The following is a 21,753-nucleotide window of genomic DNA, read 5'->3' on the forward strand; positions in this document are numbered from 1 at the left end:
TGCGGTGGCCCTAAAGACCTAACCAACACAAACCGCCAACCTGGCGCCACTGCCGCATGCCCCAGCGGCCCGAAAGCCTGCGTTTGCCTGCGCTTTACTGCCCAGAACCCGGGTAAACCCTAGGTGGGGAGCAGCGAAGAACGAAACTATAGCACAGGTATTTTGCGCCGCGCAAACGTAATTCACGCCAAATCCAGGCAAACGGGCCGCCGTGCGCACGGCCCGCGCGTAAGCTGTTGAAACAAAAATGAAATATATTTTAGGGGCGCGCGGAAAATAAATTTGAAATGCCGTTGAATAAACATGAAAACTCGAATTGAACCGCCCTTTCAGTAGCTTGCGTCAGCGTAACTTCGTAGAAGCTGGCCTCACAAAGGACGAAAAATTTGCTCAACCTATAGGTCCCTTCCATATAAGGCGCTTATTTCCCACTGGAAAGAGCGCCATATCCGCCTCGAAGCGCTTCCCATCAAAGAACCCCGGCATAGTCGCCAACGCTGTATAAAGAAGGTTCTCTATAAAGGTTCCTCTTATGTAAACACAGGCGCCGCATATAGGAACGTAATCCTGGCGCTTTTACCCGCGCTCGTCCGGCCTGTCATGCATACACATCAACGTCTGCTGCCCTACTGCCACCAATACTCGCTGTTCAGCGTGCACGGCGTATACCTCGAGATGACATATAGTCAGCGTGCGACCGGAACGGATCACCCTACCGACAGCTTCGAGGTGATCGCCCCTGGCCGGTGCAATGAGATTGACTTTGAATTCCACTGTAAGGACCGAACTTCCGGCAGGAAACAAAGTGAACCCCGCAAAACCCCCGGCCGTATCGGCAATGGTAGTGGTGGCACCAGCGTGAAAATATCCGTGCTGCTGGGTCAATTCATCGCGAAATGGCAAAGTGATATGAACCTCGCCGGGTTCAACTACGGTAAGGGTCGCACCTAAATGACGCATCAAACCTTGACGGTCAAAGCTGTCGCGTACCCGTTTCTCTATATTGGCGGCATCTTCCAATGCCACATGTTTCTTTTGCGTCATCCGTTGCTCCCCTATTATTAGAAGGTAGAGGGTATCAGCATTCACGGACGCCAAGCAAAAGCGCCTTCATCCCCACAGGCCCCAGTCAGTCAGCTTTCTCATTGGGTATAGTGGACTCATTCGATTTTCCCAGGATGCGTTTCGCCAGTTCTACACTGATAAGTGCAAGGCCGCCTGCGACGATTCCCGCCAATGCATTGACCACAGTGGGCGCCACCCAGCTGATCGTCGTCCGCAGCGCGCCAGCCAGCCCCGACGTGGCGGACTGGATGAAATCATGAGAATACGTTTCGGCACCTGGAATCCCATGCATGAGTATGCCGCCACCCACCAGGAACATAGCAATCGTGCCTACGATCGATAGCGTCTTCATCAAATAGGGCGCTACGGAAAGAATGGCAACGCCAATACCGCGTATCGCCTTGGGGATGAAACCATCGCCGGGACGCTGACTAAGATGCAAACCTGCATCGTCCAGTTTCACCACACCGGCCACGAACCCGTATACGCCGACAGTCATGATGAGTGCGACGCTCCCGACAACCAGCGCCTGTGTACTAAACACAGCGCTGGCGACGGTGCCGAGCGTTATCGCGACGATCTCTGCCGATAGAATGAAGTCAGTGCGTATGGCGCCTTTGATCTTGCCCTCTTCGGGAGTCGGGCCTGATCTAGTGAATGCCTTTGAGACATCGGCGGGTAGCGGCGCACCAGGAACCGCCAGATGTGCCTTGTCCTGCGGATGCAGCAGGCTATGCACCACCTTTTCGACACCTTCATAGCACAGGTATATGCCGCCGAGCATCAGTAGTGGCGTGATTGCCTGTGGAACGAACGCGCTGATGGCTAGCGCGGCCGGCACAATGATCAGCTTATTGACAAAGGATCCTTTGGCCACCGCCCAGACGACAGGCAGTTCGCGATTGGCCACCACGCCGCTTACCTGTTGGGCATTCAGTGCGATGTCGTCGCCAAGCACGCCCGCTGTTTTTTTGCTCGCTGCTTTCGTCAGCAGCGCCACATCGTCCAGCACACTGGCGATGTCGTCCAGTAAGGCAAGTAAGCTGGCTCCGGCCATCGGCAGTCCTTATTCATTGATTGAACTTCGGACTGTACCGCCCCACCGTGTCTGTAGCGAGCGTCGTTACATCTGGAATAACTGTCCCCCAACCGCCGCCTATCGCGCGGATAAGATTGACTGCCGCCTGTGCACGCTCACCATACAACAGTACAGCTGCACTCTTCTGCTGAAGGACTGCCCGGTCGGCATCGATTACATCGAGATAACTGGTCGAACCCTCGCGGTACTGGATTTGCGAAAGCTGGGCCGCCCGGGCCGCGGATTGCACTGCCGTCTCCTGGACCTGGGTCTGCGAACCGAGAATACGCAAGCTGGAAAGATTGTCCTCGACTTCCCGGAAGGCATTCAATACCGTCTGGCGGTAAATGGCCACGTCTTCTTCGTATTCTGCACGCGCGCGGTCCAGCCCCGCCTGCCGCTGTCCCCCGTCAAAGATCGGCAAGGAAAGCATCGTGCCGACAAAAGGCCCGAGCAGAAATGCCCGACTGGACCACTCGAACAAGTCGCCCAGTTGGGCCGACTCGAACCCCGCCGTTCCAGTAATGCTCAAGCGTGGAAAAAATGCGGCCTTGGCCGCTCCTATCCGGGCATTCGCCGCCGCCATGGCGCGTTCGGCCGCCGCAATGTCTGGGCGGCGCTCCAGCAACGATGAGGGCAATCCTGCCGGGATTCCGACCGCGACCTGCCCCAAGGGTTGCACTTTCAGGCCGAAGTCGGCCGGCGGTTTGCCCATCAATATGGCCAGGGCATGCTCCGCAATGGCGCGCTGACGATCCACACCCAAAGATTGCGATCGCGCGGAGTCCAGCTCAGTGCGCGCCCGCGCCACGTCGAGTTCGCTGATATCCCCTTCCACATAGCGACGCTCGATGAGTTCCAGTGTCTGTTTGCGCAACTCCACCGTGTCGTCGTAGAGCGCTTTCTCCCCATCAAGGCGGCGAACCAGGAAATAGGCCTGAGCGACATCCGCCTGGAGCGCCAGCAATACGGAACGGTATAAGGCCTGCGATTGCTGAGCGCTGGCGGTAGCCGCATCTACCTGCGAGGCCACGCGACCGAAAAGATCGGCCTCGTAGGATACGCTAGCCTGCGCCCGCCATAGTGTAAGCGGCGCATTCGATGCATCCTCAGGCAAACCCTGGGATGCATTGGATGCCCGCTGACGCGTAGGTCCGAAGCCTGCGTCGACACGCGGAAACAGCTCGGAACGCGCATTCCTGGTCAGGGCGCGGGCTTGTGCAACTCGCGCCGCGGCCGCCTTCAAATCTTGATTCGCGACCATGGCCTGCTCTTCAAGGTCATTCAGGCGAGCATCCTGGAATATCGTCCACCAACGGCCGCGTTCCATGCTGTCCGCTGGTTGAGCTTCTTTCCAGCGCTTTGCTGCCTCGGGCGACATTGATGCCTCCTTGAACGAAGCGGGTACGTCAGTCGCCGGCCGTTGATATTGCGGACCGACTGCACAACCGGCCAGCACCAATACCAAGGCTCCCACACCAAGTCTAAATCGTAAGGGCTTGTTCATATCATCATTCCGCATTATTAGTGTTCGTTGGTTCGCGCAAGTCCGGGTGCTTCATGCCGGGTGGCGGAGTGCAGCTGGCCTTTGCCCATCGATCGCAGCAACACGTAGAAAACCGGGGTGAGGAATAGCCCGAACAAGGTGACACCCAACATACCGAAGAACACCGCCACGCCCATCGCCTGGCGCATCTCGGATCCCGCTCCGGATGACAGCACCAGCGGCACCACACCCATGATGAAAGCAATGGAGGTCATAAGGATAGGTCGCAGACGCAGGCGGCTAGCTTCGATCGCGGCTTTCACCGGAGTCGCGCCCTGCAGTTCGAGCTCGCGGGCAAATTCCACGATAAGAATGGCGTTCTTGCAGGCCAGTCCGACAAGTACCATCAAGCCAATCTGCGTGAAGATATTGTTGTCCCCTCCGGTCAGCCATACGCCGGCGAGCGCCGCGAGTATGCTCATCGGTACGATAAGAATGACCGCCAGCGGCAAGGTCAGGCTCTCGTACAAGGCCGCCAGCACGAGGAACACCAGCAATACGCTAATGGGGAATATCCAAATACCGGCATTCCCAGCCAGAATCTGTTGATACGTCAGGTCAGTCCATTCGAATCTGACTCCGCGAGGCAGCGTCTTGTCGGCTATGCGCTCCGCAGCGGCCTGGGCCTGATCCGATGAGTACCCTGGCGCAGGCCCACTGTTGATGTCAGCGGCGGTATAGCCGTTGTAGCGCACGACCATCTCCGGCCCGAAGGAAGGCGTGACCTTCACCAGGGAAGACAACGGCACCATGTCCCCATCCCGATTGCGAGTCTTCAATTGAGCGATATCTTCCGGTTGCGACCGGTATGGCGCGTCGGCTTGCGCCCTCACCTGATACACACGTCCAAACCGGTTGAAATCGTTTACGTACAGAGAGCCCAGATAGATCTGCATAGTGTTGAAAACATCTGTCACGGGCACGCCCAGCTGCTTTGCCTTGACACGATCCAGCTCCACGTCAAGCTGAGGCACATTGATCTGGTAACTGGAAAATGCAGGACCCAGCTCCGGTGTCTTGCGTGCCTCCGCCAGGAAAGCCTGCACCGCCGCATCCAATTGCGCATAGCCGACGGCTGCCCGGTCTTCAATCTGCAGTTTGAAGCCTCCTACTGTGCCCAAACCCATGACGGGAGGCGGCGGAAAAACCGCTATGTACGAATCATTGATGGACAGGTACTTCTGATTCAGCGCCGTGGCGATACCGTTGGCTGAAAGATCGGCGCCATGACGCTCATCGAAGGGTTTCAACATCACGAAGACGATTCCGGCACTGGAACTGTTCGTGAAGCCATTGATGGACAGTCCCGGAAACGCTATAGCACTCTCAACGCCTGGCTGCTCCAGGGCGATATCGGTCATGCGGCGTATCACCTGGTCGGTTCGATCCAAGGTTGCGCCGTTGGGCAATTGAGCAAAGCTGATCAAGTATTGTTTATCCTGCGCCGGGACGAAACCGCCGGGCACGATATACGAAACGCCCAAGGTCATGGCAAGCAGCACAAAATACACAGCCATTGAAGACGCCTTGCGCGAGACGACGCCCGATACTCCTCTGGCATATTTTTCCGATGAGCGAGCGAAAAAGCGATTAAAACGCGCAAAAAATCCGCCCAACACCCGATTCATGGCACGAGTCAGCCAATCGGGCTTTTCATCGTGCCCTTTCAACAGCAACGCGGCCAGCGCGGGCGACAGCGTCAAGGAATTGAATGCCGAAATCACCGTGGAAATCGCAATCGTCATGGCGAACTGCTTGTAGAACTGACCAGTGAGTCCGGTCATGAACGCCAATGGCACGAAGACGGCGACGAGGGTCAAGGCGATCGCCACGATCGGGCCGCTGACTTCGCGCATGGCCCGATACGTCGCATCCCGGGGAGACAGGCCCTCGGCAATATTGCGTTCCACGTTCTCCACCACGACGATGGCGTCGTCCACCACAATACCTATGGCCAGCACCAGCCCGAAAAGAGACAGTGCATTGATGGTGTAGCCAAAGGCCAACAACAACGCGAACGTACCAACGATGGAAACCGGGACGGCGAGCAGCGGAATAATTGAAGCGCGCCAGGTCTGCAAGAAAACTATGACGACAAGTACAACCAAAGCAATGGCTTCCAGCAGCGTCACCACCACCGCCTTGATACTGGCCCGGACAAACTGCGTCGGGTCATATGCAATACGGCTCTCAATGGATGGCGGGAAATCCGCGGAAAGCTCCTTCATGACAGCGCGAACGCCATCAGAGACTGCCAGTGCATTGGCGCCCGGCGCTTGCATAATGCCTATTCCCACAGCGGGTTCATTATCGAGCAAGGCCCGCAAGCCGTACTCCGACGCCGCAAGCTCTATGCGAGCCACGTCCCCCAGACGCGTCACCCCGCCGTCTTCGGATGTCTTGAGCACAATATCGGCGAACTCGGCCTCGGTATGCAGCCTTCCTTGTGTATTCACCGAAAGCTGCAACGGCACGTCGGGAAGGCTGGGCGACGCCCCAATCACCCCTGCAGCCACCTGCACATTCTGTTCGCGTATCGCTGCAACCACGTCAGTGGCGGTAAGACCACGTTGCGCCACCTTTTGAGGATTCAACCATACGCGCATGGCATAGTTTCCTCCTCCCCACAATTGAACCTCGCCCACTCCTTCTATACGAGCCAGCCGGTCCTTGACATTGAGAACCGCATAATTGCGCAGATAGGTCATGTCGTAGCGATCATCCGGCGAAACCAGGTGCACAACCATCGTCAAGGTGGGTGAACTCTTTACCGTGGTCACGCCCAATCGTTGTACGTCTTCGGGCAATCGAGGCAATGCCTGGGACACGCGATTCTGTACCAACTGTTGTGCCTTGTCGGGATCCATTCCCAGGTTGAAGTGGACAGTCACCGCCAAGTTGCCGTCGCTATTCGCCTGAGACTGCATATACAGCATTTCCTCGACGCCATTGATGGCTTCCTCAAGCGGGGCGGCGACGGTTTCCGCGATGACCTTGGGATTTGCGCCGGGAAACTGAGCCCGTACCACCACCGACGGCGGGACAACTTCAGGATATTCGGACACTGGGAGCTGGAACACGGCGAGTGCGCCCGCGAGCAGAAGCAAGACCGACAATACGCCAGCAAAAATAGGCCGGTCGATAAAGAACTTGGAGATATTCATGGGGATCCAGTCCTGTCAGGATTTATCAGCAGATTGAGCCGGCTGTTGGACAGCCTCTGATGCGACCAGCTGCGGCGGTTCAGCCGCCTGTACGGTCCGAGGGGCTACCACGTCACCCGGCCGCACTCGCTGCAGTCCGTTGACGACAATGCGTTCCCCGGCTCTCAATCCCGCTTCAACCACGCTCCAGCCTTTCCGACTTACGCCCAGCTCGACCTCGCGATAAGCGGTCTTGTTGCTTTCGTCCACCACGACGACGAACCGCTTGTTCTGGTCGGTCCCTATGGCTCGGTCGTCAATCAGCACAGCCTCATGCGGCGCGCCTCCACCTAACCGGATACGCGCATACAGACCGGGCACCAGGGTGCCATCCGGATTGTCGAATACCGCGCGCACCCGTATGGTCCCGGATGATGTGTCCATCGTGTTGTCGACGGAAGCCAACTTCCCTGTACGCGGATAGTTCTCTTCGTTGGCCAACCCAAGGTACACAGGCACGTGAGCGGCGCCTGAAACACGGGCCGGATTCACAAATTTCAGGAAACTTTGCTCGTCGACGTCGAACGAAGCGTAAAGCCGGGACACGGACACCAATGAAGTCAAAGGCGCTGAGCCCGCGCCGGCTGTCACGACGTTGCCAGGTGTCACTTCAGCGCGGGAAACGCGGCCGGAAATTGGAGCGACGATACTCGTATGCTCCAGGTTCAATTCCGCCGATTCCAGGCTGGCACGGGCGGCCTGCAGTTCGGCTATCGCACCGCGCGAAGCGTTGCGCTTCTCTTCATAGTCGCGTTTGGCAATGGCATTATTCTCGAGCAGCCGTTTCCCCCTGGCCAACTCAGACCCGGTATATGCAACGCTGGCCTGGGCAGAAGCGACGAGCGCCTTGGCGTGATCGACAGCGGCCTGATACGGTCGTGGATCAATGGTGAACAATACGTCACCTTTATTGACCAGGCTTCCGTCGCTGAAATGAACTTTGGTCAAGGTACCGGAAACAAGTGGGCGGACAACCACCTCATCGATCGCCTGGAGCCGGCCCGAATAGTCGTGCCAATCGGTCACCCTGCGGCTTTGGACCATCGCGACATCCACGGCAGCGGCCGGCATCGCTGCGGCCGGGGTCGATTCCTGAACCGCGCCGGCATACACGCGAAAATAGGCGACACCGCCGACCAGAACCGCGGCGGCAATTGCCAGCATTGCATAGCGATTGCGTAGTAAAAACATGGTAGTCCTTGAGTTGCTAGTCATCTACGGCACGGAAAAAGCCGTCCGACCCTGCTCTTTTTTCTCGAGCGGGTCATATGAAATTTGGGAAAGAGCGGGTATTATTTACTTTTCGCGGTGGCAGATAAATACGTCATTCCTGCCTACACTATTCGCCAAACGCCAACAATGCAGCCCGTTCCAGCACCATAAGCGCTTTCTCCAGGCTGCAAAACCGTCGAAGGGAGTTCACCATGGATCGTTTTCAGGCGATGCAGGTTTTTACACGCGTGGTCGACGCGAACAGCTTTACGCTGGCCGCGGATACGCTGGGTTTGCCCCGCGCCACCGTGACAACCACCATCCAGGGATTAGAGCGTCTGCTGAAAGTGCGACTATTGAATCGCACGACCCGCCGCCTGAGCCTGACACCGGATGGCGCTGCCTATTACGATCATTGCGTACGAATATTGGGCGAAATCGAAGATGCGGAGGCATCGTTTCATGATGTCACCCGCGGGCCGAAAGGGCGACTTCGCATCGACACCCCACCTTCCATCGGACGCCTCATCCTGCTTCCCGCGTTATGCGAGTTCCATAGTCGTTATCCCGATATAGAACTTGCTATTGGAATGAGTGACCGTCCAGTGGATATGGTGCAAGAAGCGGTCGACTGTGTCATCAGGGTGGGCGAACTGCAAGACTCCAGCATGGTCGCAAAACGGATCGGTACGTTCGAAAGCATCACGTGTGCCTCCCCGTCCTACATCGAGCGCCACGGAGAGCCGCAGACCATCGAACAGCTCGATGGCCATCGCTCCGTGCTCTATTTCTCAGGGCGCAGCGGCAGAAACATGGATTTGAGCTTTACGGTGGATGGGCAAGTAATCGATGTCGCCGGGCAGGGAGCCGTTTCAGTCAATGACGCGGAAGCCTATGTGACCTGCGGGCTGAATGGGTTCGGCATCATCCAGCCAGCGCGATATATGGTGGCAAGGCATCTTGAATCGGGCGCATTGCGCGAAATCCTGGCCGACTGGAGGCCACAACCCATGCCGATCTCAGTGGTCTATCTGCACAATCGGCACCTCTCGCCAAAGGTCCGCGTTTTTGTAGACTGGGTAAGCGAGCTGTTCCAGCGTTGTCCCCTCCTCGGCAGATGTGGCGCAGGCATGAAAATGCCGGAAGAATGCCACTTCGCGGGCCGTTCCAAACCCCATACCATACGGGAAATTCTGGAGCGCGAGCATGTCAAGGAAAGCATCTTCTGACAGGCACAACGATTGCTCCGCACACGCGAACTGCCGTCTTGGCGCGTAAGGAGCATTCATGAAGATAGCGATAGTCGGCTCGGGCTATGTAGGCCTGGTCACCGGAGCCTGTCTTGCCGAATCTGGAAACAATGTCGTCTGCATAGACCATAACGACGAAAAGATAGCTGGGCTTCGCTCCGGCATTGTGCCATTCCATGAACCACTGCTCGACGCAGTTGTTCTGCGGGAAAGCAGGCTGGGAAATTTGAAATTCACGACGAACCTGGGCGAAGGCGTTCACCTCGCCGACATTATATTTCTTGCGCTGGGTACACCGACAGGCATTGACGGCTATCCAGACATCGATTCTTTGCTGCAATGTGTCGACGATCTTTCCATAACCCTGCAGCATGATTGCCTGGTAGTGGTCAAATCCACCGTCCCCCCCGGCACGTGTGAAGCCATCCAGACGCGATTTGATGCGAGACCAGCGCACCCGTCTGGTAGATGCGCCATCACGGTCGCGTCCAATCCTGAATTCCTTGCCGAAGGCAGCGCAGTGACCGATTTCAGGATGCCAGCCCGCATCGTGCTGGGTGCTTCAAATGAGATCGATGCCAGAATACTCAAAGATCTTTACATGCCTTTCGATCCGGACGGTACGCGACTGATTGAGATGGACCTGCGGTCTGCGGAATTTTCGAAATACGCATGCAACGCCATGTTGGCGGCACGAATTTCCATGATAAACGAGCTCGCGAATATTGCCGAGCGGATGGACGCGGATATCGGGTCGGCATGCCAGGTGCTGAAGTCGGACCCGAGAATCGGACCACGCTATCTCGAACCTGGCGCCGGCTATGGGGGGTCTTGCCTGCCGAAAGACCTGCGGGCGCTTATTCGCATGGCCAGTGACAAGGGCGAGCCAGCCTCCATGCTTCACAGCATCGAGCAGGTAAACCGACGCCAAGTGACGCTCATCTACCACGCAATTGAGAAATATTTCTGGGGATGTTTTCAGGGTCGCTGCGTTGCCGTCTGGGGCTTGGCTTTCAAAGCCGGGACGGACGATATTCGAGAAGCACCCAGCCTGACGCTAATCCAAGCCCTTCTCGAAGCCGGCGCCCAAGTACGGGCCTACGACCCCATCGCTGAGCCTGCCGTCAAGACGTCGCTGGTGCACTCCGAACTGGTTCTTGCCGGGAGCGCTGAGCAGGCATGCGTGAATGCCGACGTGCTGGTCGTCATGACAGAATGGGAAGAATTCATGACGCCTGATTTCAAATGGCTCGCGTCAACACTTCGTTCGCCGGCGATATTCGACACACGGGACCTCTACCGGGGTAAAGACCTGAACGCCATGGGCCTTCGGCATTACAGACCCGGACGGATATTCGCCACACGACCCGGGGGCAAACCGTTATTGACCGGGGCACCCTTGCTTACGGCCGAAGTACTAAAGCCACCTAAATCCATATCGAGAAAGCCCCCGATTTCAGCGTACTGATTTATCTGGCGCATGCTTCGATCGTGTCACCGCCAGAATAGTAGCCAAAAGTTCTCTCGGGTCCACCGGCTTACCTACATGGACTTGAAATCCCGCGAGCAAGGCGCGCAGACGATCTTCCCTTTCGCTATAGCCGGACAAGGCAATTGCCGGTAGGCGCTCGGCCAATGACAAACCGCGCTCCGCCTCCATCTTTCGGATCTCGGTAATCACCTGGTAGCCATCGGGCTCGCCCAGGGATATATCGCAAACCAGTACATCGGGCCACAGCTCCTCCGGACTTCCATGCAATCGCGAAAGAAGTCGATCACCTGAGTCGAACAGCTCAGCTTGCGCTCCATGATCTTGCAAGACCGCTGCCAATAGCTCCCTTGCCTCCTGCTGGTCGTCCGCAATAAAAATTCGTAAGCCTTCCAGGACCTGGTCCTGGTCTGGCGCCACCGTCGTTGGAGAGGCGAGCGAGGCGACTGCACGGAGCGGCAAGCGAATGGAAAAAACCATGCCTGAACCATCGCTTGCTGGGCTTGCATCGAAACTGCCGCCCATCTGCTCCAGCATCGCGGTCACCGCCAATGGGTCCAGCAAATGCGGTAAGTCTACCGGTAGCTGCACGCCCGCTTCGCTTGAGCTATCCTCGGGCGAAGACAGGCGCCCATCAGTGACCGAAATCAGCGCGCACCCTTCTGAGCGTTCAAGGCGCAACTCAAGGCGTCCGCCGGTTGGTGTGAAAGCGATGGCATTCTCCAGCAGGTCACACAAGAGCTGCTGCAATGCGCTTGGGTCTCCTGTAACCCGCATCGTATCCCTGCTGATAAGCGGATAAAGAACGATCCCTTGCGCTTCGCTAGCTCCGCGCATGGCATCCAGCACGCCGGCTACCAAAGTCACCAAATTGACCGGCTGGGCGCTCAATCGCGAACCAGATTCGTCGAGCTCGCTCTGTTGACGTTGCAAGTTCCACATCTGGGCGTATAAACCTTTGGCACGCAATAGTTCGAGATGTGAGCCACGCTCGACAATGCGGCCGTGGTCCATGACCAATATCGTGTCGGCATCCACTATCGTCGACAATCTATGGGCGATGATCAAGGTGCTCCGGCCTTGCGCCAGGCGATCAAGCTCGCCCTGTATGGCGCGCTCGGTGCGTGTGTCGAGGGCCGACGTCGCTTCATCGAACACGAGCAGCGGCGGATTTTTCAGTACAACGCGGGCAATGGCAATACGCTGGCGTTCGCCGCCCGAGAGTTTTACCCCGCGTTCACCCACCAGGGTTTCATATTGCGCCGGCAAGCTTTGGATTAGCTCGTGGATCCGCGCGGCCTTCGCTGCCTCGATGACGTCCGCCGGCGTGGCCCCCACCCGGACGCTTCCGGCGTCCACGTCGTAGAAATGCAATAACAGGCGAGCCAGCGTGGACTTGCCGGATCCGCTCCCGCCCACGACTGCGACGGTCATCCCCCGCTCAATGCGAAAATCGACCCCGAAAAGTATCTGGCGTCCTGGTTCGTATGAAAAATCCACGCCAGAAAATTCGACTGCGCCGCCGTCGAGCTGCAGCGCAGGCAAGACTTCATGAGGATCGGATTCCGGTGGATAGCGCAAAAGCTCCGACATCCGCTCCGCATTGATCAGCGCCTCTCGAGTCTGGCGAAAGCTCGTTCCTAGCGTATTCAAGGGCAGGCATACCTGGATCACGTAGGCGTTGACCAGTATCAGATCACCAACCGCCATGCTGCCGCTGACAACTTCCTGGCCGGCCAATAACATGATGGCAGCAACACCGAATGCAATGATCCCGCTTTGGCCTACATGCAGAACCGAAAGGGCTCGCTGATTCTCTACGCTTATGCCTATCCATTTTTTCATGATGCCGCGCAGACGCTGCGACTCGACTTGGTCGCTGGCATAGAATTTGACAGTTTCATAGTTGAGCAAGCTGTCAACCAGATGACCGCTGGCGGCGGAGTCTAACTCATTCATCTGCCGCTGGTACAGCGTACGCCTCTCGGTAAATATCACGGTGAATATCGCATACGCCACGAAAGTAGTCAGGACAATAGCCGCGAATCCTAATCGATAAGCCATCATCATAATGACCACTACCGTACCGATTTCAATAAGGGTCGGCAATACGGTGAACAGCGCTGTACCTAACAGAAAGCCGATGCCGGCCGTACCTCTTTCAACGTCGCGTGACAGAACACCCGTCTGCCGGCCACCCATAAACATTACGCCCAGACTGTGAAGGTGGTCGAACATGCGCACGGTAAAATCCGCGACTGCTGTCTGCGTAACCCGGGCAAAGACAAGATCGCGCAATTCGGTGAACAGACTCGAGGCAAAGCGCAACAAGGCATAGCCTATCAAGAGGAATACCGGCAACGTCAGGGTGGCGGCTCTCGAATCCAGGGCATCGACGATATGTTTAAGTACAACCGGCACAAGAACCGCAAGCAGCTTGGCCGCAACGAGCAGCGCCAGCGCCGCTGCCGATCGGCGTCTGAAACGCCACAACACCTGGCCTACGGTCTTGAAGATCTCGCGTCGTGCGAAGGCCGACGTGCCAGCGACCCGGCCTCCAAAACGAGTCGAGTGCGCACCGAAGGTCGAGCTTCCCATGATCGTCCTCAAGCACGCTATGGCTGCTTCGCGACGAGGTCGCTTCCCGATTCCTCTTCAGCGGAGCGGCGTGAACCGTAACGACGTGCATACATCCAGGTGAACTCGGCGCCAAGGAGGAACACCTGGGCGGCGTAGTACACCCAGATCAGCACCATGACCAGCGATCCTGCGGCGGTGAGCGAGGAGATCGTCGAGCTTTTGCCCACATACAACGCAATGAGAGCCTTGCCGACTTCAAACAACACAGCCGTGACAAACGCGCCAACCCAAACATCGCGCCAGTCGATCTTCGCCTGCGGCATGAACTTATAAATCATGGCAAAGAGTACGGTCGCTATTCCCAGCGAAACCACTGCATTGATCAACTGCAACAGGAGTTCCCATCCTGGAAATAATCCGCTGGTCCATTGACCGAACGCCGCCAGGGCGGCACTAAGCACCAGCGACACCAGCAACAGGAACGCAAGACCAAGGACCAGACCGAAGGAAAGCAGGCGGGCCCTCAAGGTGGCCAGTATGCCCGTCTTGACCGTTGACGCCGGCACCTTCCATATACGATCCAGAGCGCCTTGCAATTCGGCAAATACCGTAGTCGATCCCACGACCAGCACGATCACACTGGCTAGCGTAGCGGTAATGCCTTGAGCTGGTTTGTCGGCACTCTTGATCAAATTCTGAACGCCAGACGCGTTCTCCGTGCCCACCATGCCTCCAATCTGGCGGAAGATCTCTCCGCGCACCGCATCCTCTCCCCATACGAAGCCAGCGACAGCAATGACGATAATCAGCAATGGCGCTATGGAAAAGGTCGTGTAGAAAGCAATGGCCGCACCCATGCTGGATGCGCCGTCCTCCTGCCAGGCCGCTACCGATTCCTTGCCTAGACGGAAAAATTCTTTGATGCGCATTCTGCACTTCCTTTCAGTGCGTTCGCCATTATGAATTCACCAGGTCCGGTGTCTCTGGATGGGCCAGAGCTCGGGACTTCGCGACTGCTTTCAAGCAATGGGCGATCGTTGCGGCAAAGGCTTCGTCATACCAAGGATTGGCACCACTGACACCGACGACAATTCCGTCGATCGCGACGCCTCCCCATATTCCGCAATCGTCCCTGCGCAATAGGTGCGGGACCACATGGCGCACAGCATGTCCGTCACGGCCGGTGCGCCAGCATACCTTCGCCTTGTCGCGGGCGAAACGGGCATAGTCTGCATCCCATTCGGTTCGGTCTCCAATGGAATGCTCATAGAGAATCGCATCCTCGAATTCACTGACCGATGGATCCAGGCAGGGATCCATGATGACGATATAAAGAAAGCCACTATCTCCTACGCTGGCATTGCGCACGCCGTGCTCCAGCATGGGAAGTGCAAGGCTCACGGCCCGTCTGGCGGCATCCTTATCGGCAAAATGGCTGCCGGGAAGCGATTGCTGGTCCTTATCCATTAACGTATCTCCCACGAGGCGACTCCGATTGGCGCTGACAGCGGGGACAGCAAATGCCATGCCGCTGCAATGCCGCCCAACGCGCCACGAAAGCGAGGCTACCCAAATTCACTCTTATCGTGTTCAATATGCTCCATGAATTCCCATACAGATTCTCCGAGCCCGCCGGATATTGCCGAGTCGCCCTATGCTTGGCTACGCCTGATCGTGTCGCTCCTTCTTATGACCATCGGCGGATCCGGCATGTATTCCGTGACCGTCGTGCTGCCCCAGATCCAGGCCGAGTTCGATGTCAGTCGCGCTGACGCCTCGCTCCCGTATACGCTAACGATGGTGGGCTTCGGACTGGGCGGCATCCTGATGGGTCGACTCTCGGACCGGTTCGGCGTCGTCACACCCATCATCATTGGCACTCTTGGCCTTAGTCTGGGTTTCATCGTGGCCGGTCTGTCGACCAGCCTCTGGCAATTCGTACTCGTACAAGGTCTGTTCATAGGCCTTCTGGGCACGGCGGCGACCTTCGCGCCGCTGGTGGCGGACACCTCGCAGTGGTTCACCAAGCGTCGTGGAATCGCCATAGCCATATGTATGAGCGGCAACTACCTGGCGGGTGCCGTGTGGCCCCCGGTCATGCAGTATTTCATCGATACATCAGGCTGGCGCCATACCTATATTGGTATAGGGATGTTCTGCCTGATATCCATGCTGCCCTTGGCACTGGTGTATTGCCGGCGCCCTGCTTCTGTAGCCGCCATAAGCAATTCGACCCGCAACAAGAATGCGCGATTCGCGATCGAAGCAGCCCGCTCGGATCCCACCCGTCCTCTCGGTTTCAGCCCGGCTGCCTTGCAAGGCCTGCTGTGCCTGGCGGGCGTTGCATGCTGCGTCGCCATGGCAATGCCACAGGTCCATATCGTGGCCTACTGTGGCGATATGGGATTCGGTGCCGCACGCGGTGCCGAGATGCTGGCTCTCATGCTGGGCTTGGGTATCGTCAGCCGCCTGGTATCCGGATGGTTGTCGGACTACATTGGCGGATTGCGCACCCTGCTGCTCGGTTCTCTTCTGCAGGGTGTTGCACTGGTGATGTTCCTGAATAATAACGGACTGGTTTCGCTATACGTCATCTCGGCACTATTCGGCTTGTTCCAGGGCGGAATCGTGCCTTCATACGCCTTGATCGTGCGTGAGTACTTCACACCAAAGGAAGCGGGCGCCCGCGTGGGCACCGTCCTGATGGCGACCTTGTTCGGAATGGCCCTGGGCGGATGGATGTCCGGCGTCATCTACGACATTAGCGGCTCGTATCAAGCGGCGTTCGTCAATGGCATCGCATGGAATCTGGTCAACCTGAGCATCGTCGGATTCCTGTTGTACCGCGCAAAGCGAGGGGCCGCGGCTGCCCATTTCCCAGTTCGCGTATAGTCCCGGGGGCGGCCCGTGTCAAGGGTCAAAGGAATCCGCCATGAACTCCACGAAAGCGCGCACCCTTGCGGAATGTTGACGACCTTGCGGATAGATGGCATAGATATCCGCGTCAGGAGTCTGATAATCCTTCAAGACCTGCACCAATCGTCCGCTGCTCAGAAAGCGTGAAATATCCCATTCCGCGCGCATCAATATTCCATGGCCATCAAGGGCCCAATTGACGGCTGCTTCTCCGTCATTGGTCCGCAGGGTACCGTGGATCCGGACGGTCTCGGTCTTGCGCGACGTACCTGCACCAGTGGTGAGTCTCCAGACTCCATAGCCTTCATCGCCCTGCTGCATCCCTATGCAATTGTGCTTGGCAAGATCCGCAGGCATGCCGGGTGCGCCGTGTTGGGCCAGGTAGCCTGGCGAAGCACACAGAAGGCGGCGGTTTGCCGTCAATCGGCGCGCAATGATCCGGGCCTCCGGAGGTTCACCGAAACGGATCCCTACATCGAAGGCATCCTCGCTGAACGCCGGTGGATCGACCGACAGCTGAAGCTGGATTTCGATTTCCGGATACTTGCGCATGAATCGCGAAATGACCGGCGCCACGTATCGCCGACCAAAGCCGGGCGTTGCATTGACCCGCAACAGTCCACGGGGGGCGGCGTGGGACCCGGCCAGCGATTGCTCCATATCGTCGATTTCAGCCAGTATGCGGCGCGCATAAAGCAGGTACAGTTCGCCCTCTGGCGTCAAATGCATGCGCCGGGTCGTTCGCGTGACAAGAGTCACGCCCAGACGTGCTTCCATCTGCGCCAGCCTTTTACTAACGGCGGGCGTTGTGATCCCAAGCTTGCGCGCGGCAGCACTGAGCGCACCGCAAGAGGCCAACATCGAGAAGAAAGCCAATTCCGAAGGATGAATGGTTGGACCCGACATTTCTCATTTCTTACAAGTATTGTTAACTCAAGGTTAACAGTGGTTTCACCGCAAGCCCGAAATTTTGACGCTGTTTGTTCTTATAGTGGTCAACATTGCAACGCATTCAGATGGAGCCCCTGCATGAAAACGTATCGCATCGCCACAATTCCCGGCGACGGAATAGGAAAAGAGGTCATTCCGGCCGGCCAGCAGTTGCTGGAAACCCTGGCCAGTGCAAACTCGAGCTTCCGCTTTGAATTTGAGAATTTCGATTGGGGCGGGGACTACTACCGCCAGCATGGGATGATGATGCCCGAGGATGGACTGGACGCCTTGCGGCACAAGGACGCCATCTTGTTCGGTTCCGCTGGCGATCCGCACATTCCGGATCACATCACTCTATGGGGATTGCGCCTGAAAATATGCCAGGGCTTCGATCAATACGCCAATGTGAGGCCGACCCGGATCCTGCCGGGGATCGACGCGCCACTGAAACGGTGCCAGACCCGAGACCTGGACTGGGTCATCGTGCGCGAAAATTCAGAAGGCGAATACTCGGGTGTAGGCGGGCGGGTTCATCAAGGCCAGCCGATCGAAGCCGCCACAGATGTATCGATCATGACGCGGGCCGGTGTAGAACGGATCATGCGTTACGCCTTCAAACTTGCTCAATCGCGTCCACGCAAATTATTGACGGTGGTCACCAAATCCAATGCACAGCGCCATGCGATGGTGATGTGGGATGAAATCGCACGCGAAGTGGCTCAGGAATATCCGGATGTCACCTGGGACAAGGAACTGGTAGATGCCGCCACGGCGCGCATGGTGAACAGACCAGCAACGCTGGATACTATCGTCGCCACAAATTTGCACGCCGATATATTGAGCGACCTTGCGGCAGCTCTGGCCGGGAGCCTGGGAATCGCCCCAACGGGAAACATCGACCCTGAACGCCGTTATCCATCCATGTTCGAACCCATCCACGGGTCGGCGTTCGACATCATGGGCATGGGCCTCGCCAATCCGGTGGGCACCTTCTGGTCAGTCGTCATGCTGCTGGAGCACCTGGGAGAAACCGCCGCTGCCCGCCGCACCATGAGCGCCATAGAACGCATCACATCCGATCCGGCGCTCCATACGGGCGACCTTGGCGGAAAAGCCCGGACTGACGAGGTCACACGAGCCATGTGTCAACAAATCATCAGCGGGGCAAATTAAAGACGTATTCACACAACGGAGACAACGCCATGAATAGCAGACAATACACAACTGCAGGCACACGAGTTATCAAACATACAATGCTGGCAGCGGGAGTACTGGCGACGGCATTATTCGGCTGCGGCGCCGCAGCCCAGCAGTGGCCGACCAAGCCAGTAAGCCTGGTCGTCCCGTTTGCCGCTGGCGGCACCACCGATGTTCTCGCCAGAGCACTGGGCGACAAGCTATCGGTTTCGTTGGGTCAGCCAGTTATCGTCGAGAACAAACCTGGCGCCGGCTCAACGCTAGGTGCCGACATCGTGGCGCGTGCCAAACCGGACGGCTACACCTTATTGATGGGCGCCGTGCATCACACCATAGCCAGTAGCGTTTATAAAAATCTTTCCTATGATTTCCAGAAAAGCTTCGAGCCTGTCACTACGGTTGCACTCGTTCCGAATGTCCTGGTCATCAATGCCACAAATACCAATGCCAGCACTGCCGGCGAACTCGTCGCCTTGGCCAAGAAGGCCAAACCAAGCATGTCTTTTGGATCAAATGGCTATGGAACCTTGCAACACCTCATCGGTGCGCAATTCGCTGCGCAAAACGGGATAGAGCTGCTGCATGTGCCCTACAAAGGCAGCGGGCCGCTAACGACGGACCTGCTGGGCGGCCAGGTCTCCATGTCCTTCGATACGGTAACTCCTGTACTGCCTCATATCAAAAGCGGTAAATTGCGCGCCTTGGCTGTCACCACCGCCAAACGTTCCTCCGCCTTGCCGGATACGCCCACTTTGAACGAGGCCGGGCTCAAAGATTTCGACCTGGGAACGTGGTTTGGAGTCCTTGCGCCAGCCGGCACACCGAAAGATGTACTGGAGAAACTTAATGAGGAAATGGTCAAGGTTATTCATTCGCCTGACTTCCGGGACCGTATGAGCAAGATAGGAGCAGAGGCCGTAGGCAACTCACGCGAAGAAATGGTCAAACAGATCGATGAGGACACCAAGCGCTTTGCCAAGATCATCAAGGCAGCTAACATCACTGTAAATTGATCATCCGGACCTCGCCATGCAAGCCTTGGCAACCAAAATCCCGCTAGACAGTCCCGCGTGATCTGGACGGCGGGTCGCAAACCCGACGGTCCGGCGGTCCGGCGTCCCCGCTGGTACGCCGATTTCATACAAAGGTTTGGCGGTTTGGCATTCCAGTGGTTCAGCGTAGGCGCCTCGTGATTGAAACCGTTAACGTCCTGAGCGCAAAACCACTGCACGTCCATACAGTCTTTTAAGAATATTTCCCCTAACTTAAAAAAATATTCAACACAGTCCCGTAACATACTAATTTTTAGAGAGTTTCTCTGATACTATCGCTTCAATCCACAATAAAATGAAGCACCCGCCATGCTCCCTATCCGAAATTCCCTGACACGTCATGTCCCCATGTTGGCCTCCCTGCCTTTGGTATTGCTGCTGCTGACAGGTACGTTGGCAAGCGCCCAGGCGACAACGGGCGGCCAGAAACAGAATACGCAACAATCGGCGTACAGCGCCGGCAAAACCCTGGCCACCGGCACTCTGATAAAGAACCGTATTACCACTCGTCGCAACCTGCGACCAGTGGCTTATCAACCGATATCGGGATCAGCATCCAAAGTACGGGTGGGATTGCGTGACACAACCGAAGGTCTGGGTGGCGTTCCTCCGGCACAACAGCAAATCGACTCGCTTGGAAGCCGCGCCAGGCTTGTATCAGAAGTTGCCTTCGCGCAAGATCTGGAAAGTTCCGCTGTCTTGTTTGACAAGAATAGTGACGAGGTACGCCCCATCGCGTCGATTTCCAAACTGATGACCGCCTTGGTCATTGCCGAATCTGGCCTGCCCATGAACCAGATGATGCAAATCACCGATGCCGACGTAGATCGTATGCGACATTCCCGTTCGCGCTTATCGGTAGGTACCGAACTGAGCCGAGCCGATATGCTGCACCTCGCCCTTATGTCGTCGGAGAATCGCGCCGCCCATGCACTGGGGCGTTACTATCCCGGCGGCATGCCGGCATTCGTGCGGGCAATGAACGACAAAGCGCGCGCCTTGGGCATGCGCAAAACCCGTTTTGTCGAACCGACTGGACTCTCCGTCGAAAACGTATCGACGCCACGCGACCTGGTCAAACTTCTGCAGGCTACCAGCAAGCAGCCTTTGATTCAGCGCTATACGACTGATGACAAGTATAAAATTGAAGTCGCTCGCGGTCGGCAGCTGGTCTACAACAATACCAATCGCCTGGTGGCCAAACCCGACTGGGACATCAAGATTTCCAAGACGGGTTTCATCAATGAAGCGGGCGAGTGCCTGGTCATGCTTGCCCGGATCGATGACCGCGACGTCGCCATTGTCTTGCTTAATTCGTCCGGGCGTTCCCGTATTGGCGATGCGGTCCGTCTACGCACCGTCGTGGAGAAAGCCGGAAATGTGGCGATGCTGTAGCGCTGACGCGAACATTGTTTCTTCAAAATGTGTTTAGCTTACCTGGCCATTGCCGCGCACCCTGATTGGCCGCTGTTCATCGCCGCCAATCGCGATGAGTTCCACGATCGGCCTAGCGCGCCCGCCCACCCCTGGCTGGACTTTCCAGACGTCATCGCCGGCATTGACTGCAAAGCGCAAGGTACGTGGCTGGGGGTCACGAGACAGGGCAAATTCGCCTTGCTGACGAACTATCGCGACCCCTCGTCGGTGGTGACCGATGCACCATCGCGCGGAGACTTGGTAAGCCGTTACCTTGTCGGGGACGAGCTGCCACGATCCTACGCATGCCATACCCATCAGAAGGCAAGCGCTTACAACGGATTCAATCTGATCGTGGGTGACTTATCCACCTACTTCTATGTGGGCAATCGTACCGGGCAGGACGGGCCTCGGCAATTGACGCCTGGCCGTTACATCATTTCGAACCATTTGCTCAACACAGCCTGGCCCAAGGCAGAGCGCTTACGGCTCGCGCTGAATCAGTACCCCCTGGAGCTGCTGGAACAGTCTCTGAACCCGGTATTCGCACTACTGAAAGATAATACGCGGGCCGATGATCCCGCCCTGCCCCAGACCGGGCTGACACTGGAACGCGAGCGCCTGCTCAGCAGCCCCTTCATCGTCAGCCCTGATTACGGCACACGTTGCTCGACAATCATAGCCGTACATGCCAGTGGCCGAGCCATCTTGAGCGAAATCAGTTATGACCCTTGCGGCAGCCCCAAGGAGCGACACGACTGGCCGTTCCAAATTGAAAACGCGCCAGTATCCTGCGTGTCGCCACGTTAAAATAAA

Annotated in this window: 16 protein-coding genes; 7 read left to right on the forward strand and 9 right to left on the reverse strand. The window is 57.1% G+C overall.

Annotated elements, in window-relative coordinates; genetic code table 11:
• Nucleotides 1-576: 576 nt before the first annotated feature.
• The 5 genes from CR155_RS20045 to CR155_RS20065 all read right to left on the reverse strand — a co-directional run bounded on the left by CR155_RS20045 (nucleotide 577) and on the right by CR155_RS20065 (nucleotide 8,083).
• A complete protein-coding gene (locus CR155_RS20045) occupies nucleotides 577-1,044 on the reverse strand; it encodes a PaaI family thioesterase (RefSeq protein WP_102071825.1) in 468 nt (155 codons plus the stop codon).
• Between the two features lie 85 nt (nucleotides 1,045-1,129).
• On the reverse strand, nucleotides 1,130-2,122 hold the full coding sequence (locus tag CR155_RS20050; RefSeq protein WP_102071826.1) for a DUF808 domain-containing protein: 993 nt from the start codon (nucleotides 2,120-2,122) through the stop codon (nucleotides 1,130-1,132).
• 13 nt (nucleotides 2,123-2,135) lie between these two features.
• Nucleotides 2,136-3,650 carry an efflux transporter outer membrane subunit gene (locus tag CR155_RS20055; protein WP_102071848.1) on the reverse strand — a complete coding sequence of 505 codons (1,515 nt, stop codon included), beginning with the start codon at nucleotides 3,648-3,650 and terminating at the stop codon, nucleotides 2,136-2,138.
• A 17-nt stretch (nucleotides 3,651-3,667) separates the two neighbouring features.
• On the reverse strand, nucleotides 3,668-6,853 hold the full coding sequence (locus CR155_RS20060; RefSeq protein WP_102071827.1) for an efflux RND transporter permease subunit: 3,186 nt from the start codon (nucleotides 6,851-6,853) through the stop codon (nucleotides 3,668-3,670).
• Between the two features lie 15 nt (nucleotides 6,854-6,868).
• Nucleotides 6,869-8,083 carry an efflux RND transporter periplasmic adaptor subunit gene (locus tag CR155_RS20065; RefSeq protein WP_102071828.1) on the reverse strand — a complete coding sequence of 405 codons (1,215 nt, stop codon included), beginning with the start codon at nucleotides 8,081-8,083 and terminating at the stop codon, nucleotides 6,869-6,871.
• Nucleotides 8,084-8,316: 233 nt separating this feature from the next.
• On the opposite strand from CR155_RS20065, the gene CR155_RS20070 reads away from it, so the two are divergent.
• The gene (locus CR155_RS20070; RefSeq protein ID WP_102071829.1) at nucleotides 8,317-9,333 is read left to right on the forward strand and encodes a LysR family transcriptional regulator; all 1,017 of its coding nucleotides are present in this window, start codon (nucleotides 8,317-8,319) and stop codon (nucleotides 9,331-9,333) included.
• 58 nt (nucleotides 9,334-9,391) lie between these two features.
• Nucleotides 9,392-10,822, forward strand: coding sequence for a UDP-glucose dehydrogenase family protein (locus tag CR155_RS20075; protein WP_102071830.1), 1,431 nt, complete (start codon nucleotides 9,392-9,394; stop codon nucleotides 10,820-10,822).
• Here the strand turns inward: CR155_RS20075 and CR155_RS20080 are convergent.
• Genes CR155_RS20080 through CR155_RS20090 form a run of 3 tightly spaced genes read right to left on the reverse strand, consistent with a single transcriptional unit; the run spans nucleotide 10,811 to nucleotide 14,890 of the window.
• Nucleotides 10,811-13,441 (reverse strand): ABC transporter transmembrane domain-containing protein, encoded by a 2,631-nt coding sequence (locus tag CR155_RS20080; protein WP_102071831.1) that lies wholly within the window; start codon nucleotides 13,439-13,441, stop codon nucleotides 10,811-10,813. The two genes, CR155_RS20075 and CR155_RS20080, sit on opposite strands and share 12 nt — an antisense overlap.
• A 17-nt stretch (nucleotides 13,442-13,458) precedes the next feature.
• Nucleotides 13,459-14,352: a YihY/virulence factor BrkB family protein gene (locus tag CR155_RS20085; RefSeq protein WP_102071832.1), complete on the reverse strand. Its 894-nt coding sequence runs from the start codon at nucleotides 14,350-14,352 to the stop codon at nucleotides 13,459-13,461.
• Nucleotides 14,353-14,380: 28 nt separating this feature from the next.
• A complete protein-coding gene (locus CR155_RS20090) occupies nucleotides 14,381-14,890 on the reverse strand; it encodes a hypothetical protein (protein WP_102071833.1) in 510 nt (169 codons plus the stop codon).
• Between the two features lie 135 nt (nucleotides 14,891-15,025).
• Between CR155_RS20090 and CR155_RS20095 the strand changes: the two genes are divergently transcribed.
• Nucleotides 15,026-16,315, forward strand: a complete 1,290-nt coding sequence (locus CR155_RS20095) for an MFS transporter (RefSeq protein ID WP_102071834.1) — start codon at nucleotides 15,026-15,028, stop codon at nucleotides 16,313-16,315.
• 18 nt (nucleotides 16,316-16,333) lie between these two features.
• Here the strand turns inward: CR155_RS20095 and CR155_RS20100 are convergent, their stop codons facing one another.
• Complete coding sequence (locus tag CR155_RS20100) at nucleotides 16,334-17,245, reverse strand: LysR family transcriptional regulator (protein ID WP_102071835.1); 912 nt, start codon at nucleotides 17,243-17,245, stop codon at nucleotides 16,334-16,336.
• A gap of 123 nt (nucleotides 17,246-17,368) precedes the next feature.
• Here CR155_RS20100 and CR155_RS20105 point away from each other — a divergent pair, with 123 nt between their 5' ends.
• The 4 genes from CR155_RS20105 to CR155_RS20120 all read left to right on the forward strand — a co-directional run bounded on the left by CR155_RS20105 (nucleotide 17,369) and on the right by CR155_RS20120 (nucleotide 21,747).
• Nucleotides 17,369-18,445, forward strand: coding sequence for a tartrate dehydrogenase (locus CR155_RS20105; RefSeq protein WP_102071836.1), 1,077 nt, complete (start codon nucleotides 17,369-17,371; stop codon nucleotides 18,443-18,445).
• A 29-nt stretch (nucleotides 18,446-18,474) separates the two neighbouring features.
• Nucleotides 18,475-19,482 carry a Bug family tripartite tricarboxylate transporter substrate binding protein gene (locus CR155_RS20110; protein ID WP_439650471.1) on the forward strand — a complete coding sequence of 336 codons (1,008 nt, stop codon included), beginning with the start codon at nucleotides 18,475-18,477 and terminating at the stop codon, nucleotides 19,480-19,482.
• Nucleotides 19,483-19,830: 348 nt separating this feature from the next.
• The gene (pbpG, locus tag CR155_RS20115) at nucleotides 19,831-20,916 is read left to right on the forward strand and encodes a D-alanyl-D-alanine endopeptidase (RefSeq protein WP_102071838.1); all 1,086 of its coding nucleotides are present in this window, start codon (nucleotides 19,831-19,833) and stop codon (nucleotides 20,914-20,916) included.
• A 27-nt stretch (nucleotides 20,917-20,943) separates the two neighbouring features.
• Entirely contained in the window at nucleotides 20,944-21,747 is an 804-nt protein-coding gene (locus CR155_RS20120) for an NRDE family protein (RefSeq protein ID WP_102071839.1), read from the forward strand.
• Nucleotides 21,748-21,753 lie beyond the last annotated feature (6 nt).

Source organism: Pollutimonas nitritireducens, from assembly GCF_002849615.1.
GTDB classification, from domain to species: Bacteria; Pseudomonadota; Gammaproteobacteria; order Burkholderiales; family Burkholderiaceae_B; genus Pollutimonas; species Pollutimonas nitritireducens.

Coding starts and splice junctions, on each gene's coding strand:
- CR155_RS20120 (WP_102071839.1), top strand. CDS start 20,944: ATGTGTTTAGCTTACCTGGCCATTGCCGCGCACCCTGATTGGCCGCTG.
- CR155_RS20085 (WP_102071832.1), bottom strand. CDS start 14,352: ATGCGCATCAAAGAATTTTTCCGTCTAGGCAAGGAATCGGTAGCGGCC.
- CR155_RS20095 (WP_102071834.1), top strand. CDS start 15,026: ATGAATTCCCATACAGATTCTCCGAGCCCGCCGGATATTGCCGAGTCG.
- CR155_RS20080 (WP_102071831.1), bottom strand. CDS start 13,441: ATGGGAAGCTCGACCTTCGGTGCGCACTCGACTCGTTTTGGAGGCCGG.
- CR155_RS20070 (WP_102071829.1), top strand. CDS start 8,317: ATGGATCGTTTTCAGGCGATGCAGGTTTTTACACGCGTGGTCGACGCG.
- CR155_RS20075 (WP_102071830.1), top strand. CDS start 9,392: ATGAAGATAGCGATAGTCGGCTCGGGCTATGTAGGCCTGGTCACCGGA.
- CR155_RS20055 (WP_102071848.1), bottom strand. CDS start 3,650: ATGAACAAGCCCTTACGATTTAGACTTGGTGTGGGAGCCTTGGTATTG.
- CR155_RS20045 (WP_102071825.1), bottom strand. CDS start 1,044: ATGACGCAAAAGAAACATGTGGCATTGGAAGATGCCGCCAATATAGAG.
- pbpG (WP_102071838.1), top strand. CDS start 19,831: ATGCTCCCTATCCGAAATTCCCTGACACGTCATGTCCCCATGTTGGCC.
- CR155_RS20090 (WP_102071833.1), bottom strand. CDS start 14,890: ATGGATAAGGACCAGCAATCGCTTCCCGGCAGCCATTTTGCCGATAAG.
- CR155_RS20110 (WP_439650471.1), top strand. CDS start 18,475: ATGAATAGCAGACAATACACAACTGCAGGCACACGAGTTATCAAACAT.
- CR155_RS20065 (WP_102071828.1), bottom strand. CDS start 8,083: ATGTTTTTACTACGCAATCGCTATGCAATGCTGGCAATTGCCGCCGCG.
- CR155_RS20100 (WP_102071835.1), bottom strand. CDS start 17,245: ATGTCGGGTCCAACCATTCATCCTTCGGAATTGGCTTTCTTCTCGATG.
- CR155_RS20060 (WP_102071827.1), bottom strand. CDS start 6,853: ATGAATATCTCCAAGTTCTTTATCGACCGGCCTATTTTTGCTGGCGTA.
- CR155_RS20105 (WP_102071836.1), top strand. CDS start 17,369: ATGAAAACGTATCGCATCGCCACAATTCCCGGCGACGGAATAGGAAAA.
- CR155_RS20050 (WP_102071826.1), bottom strand. CDS start 2,122: ATGGCCGGAGCCAGCTTACTTGCCTTACTGGACGACATCGCCAGTGTG.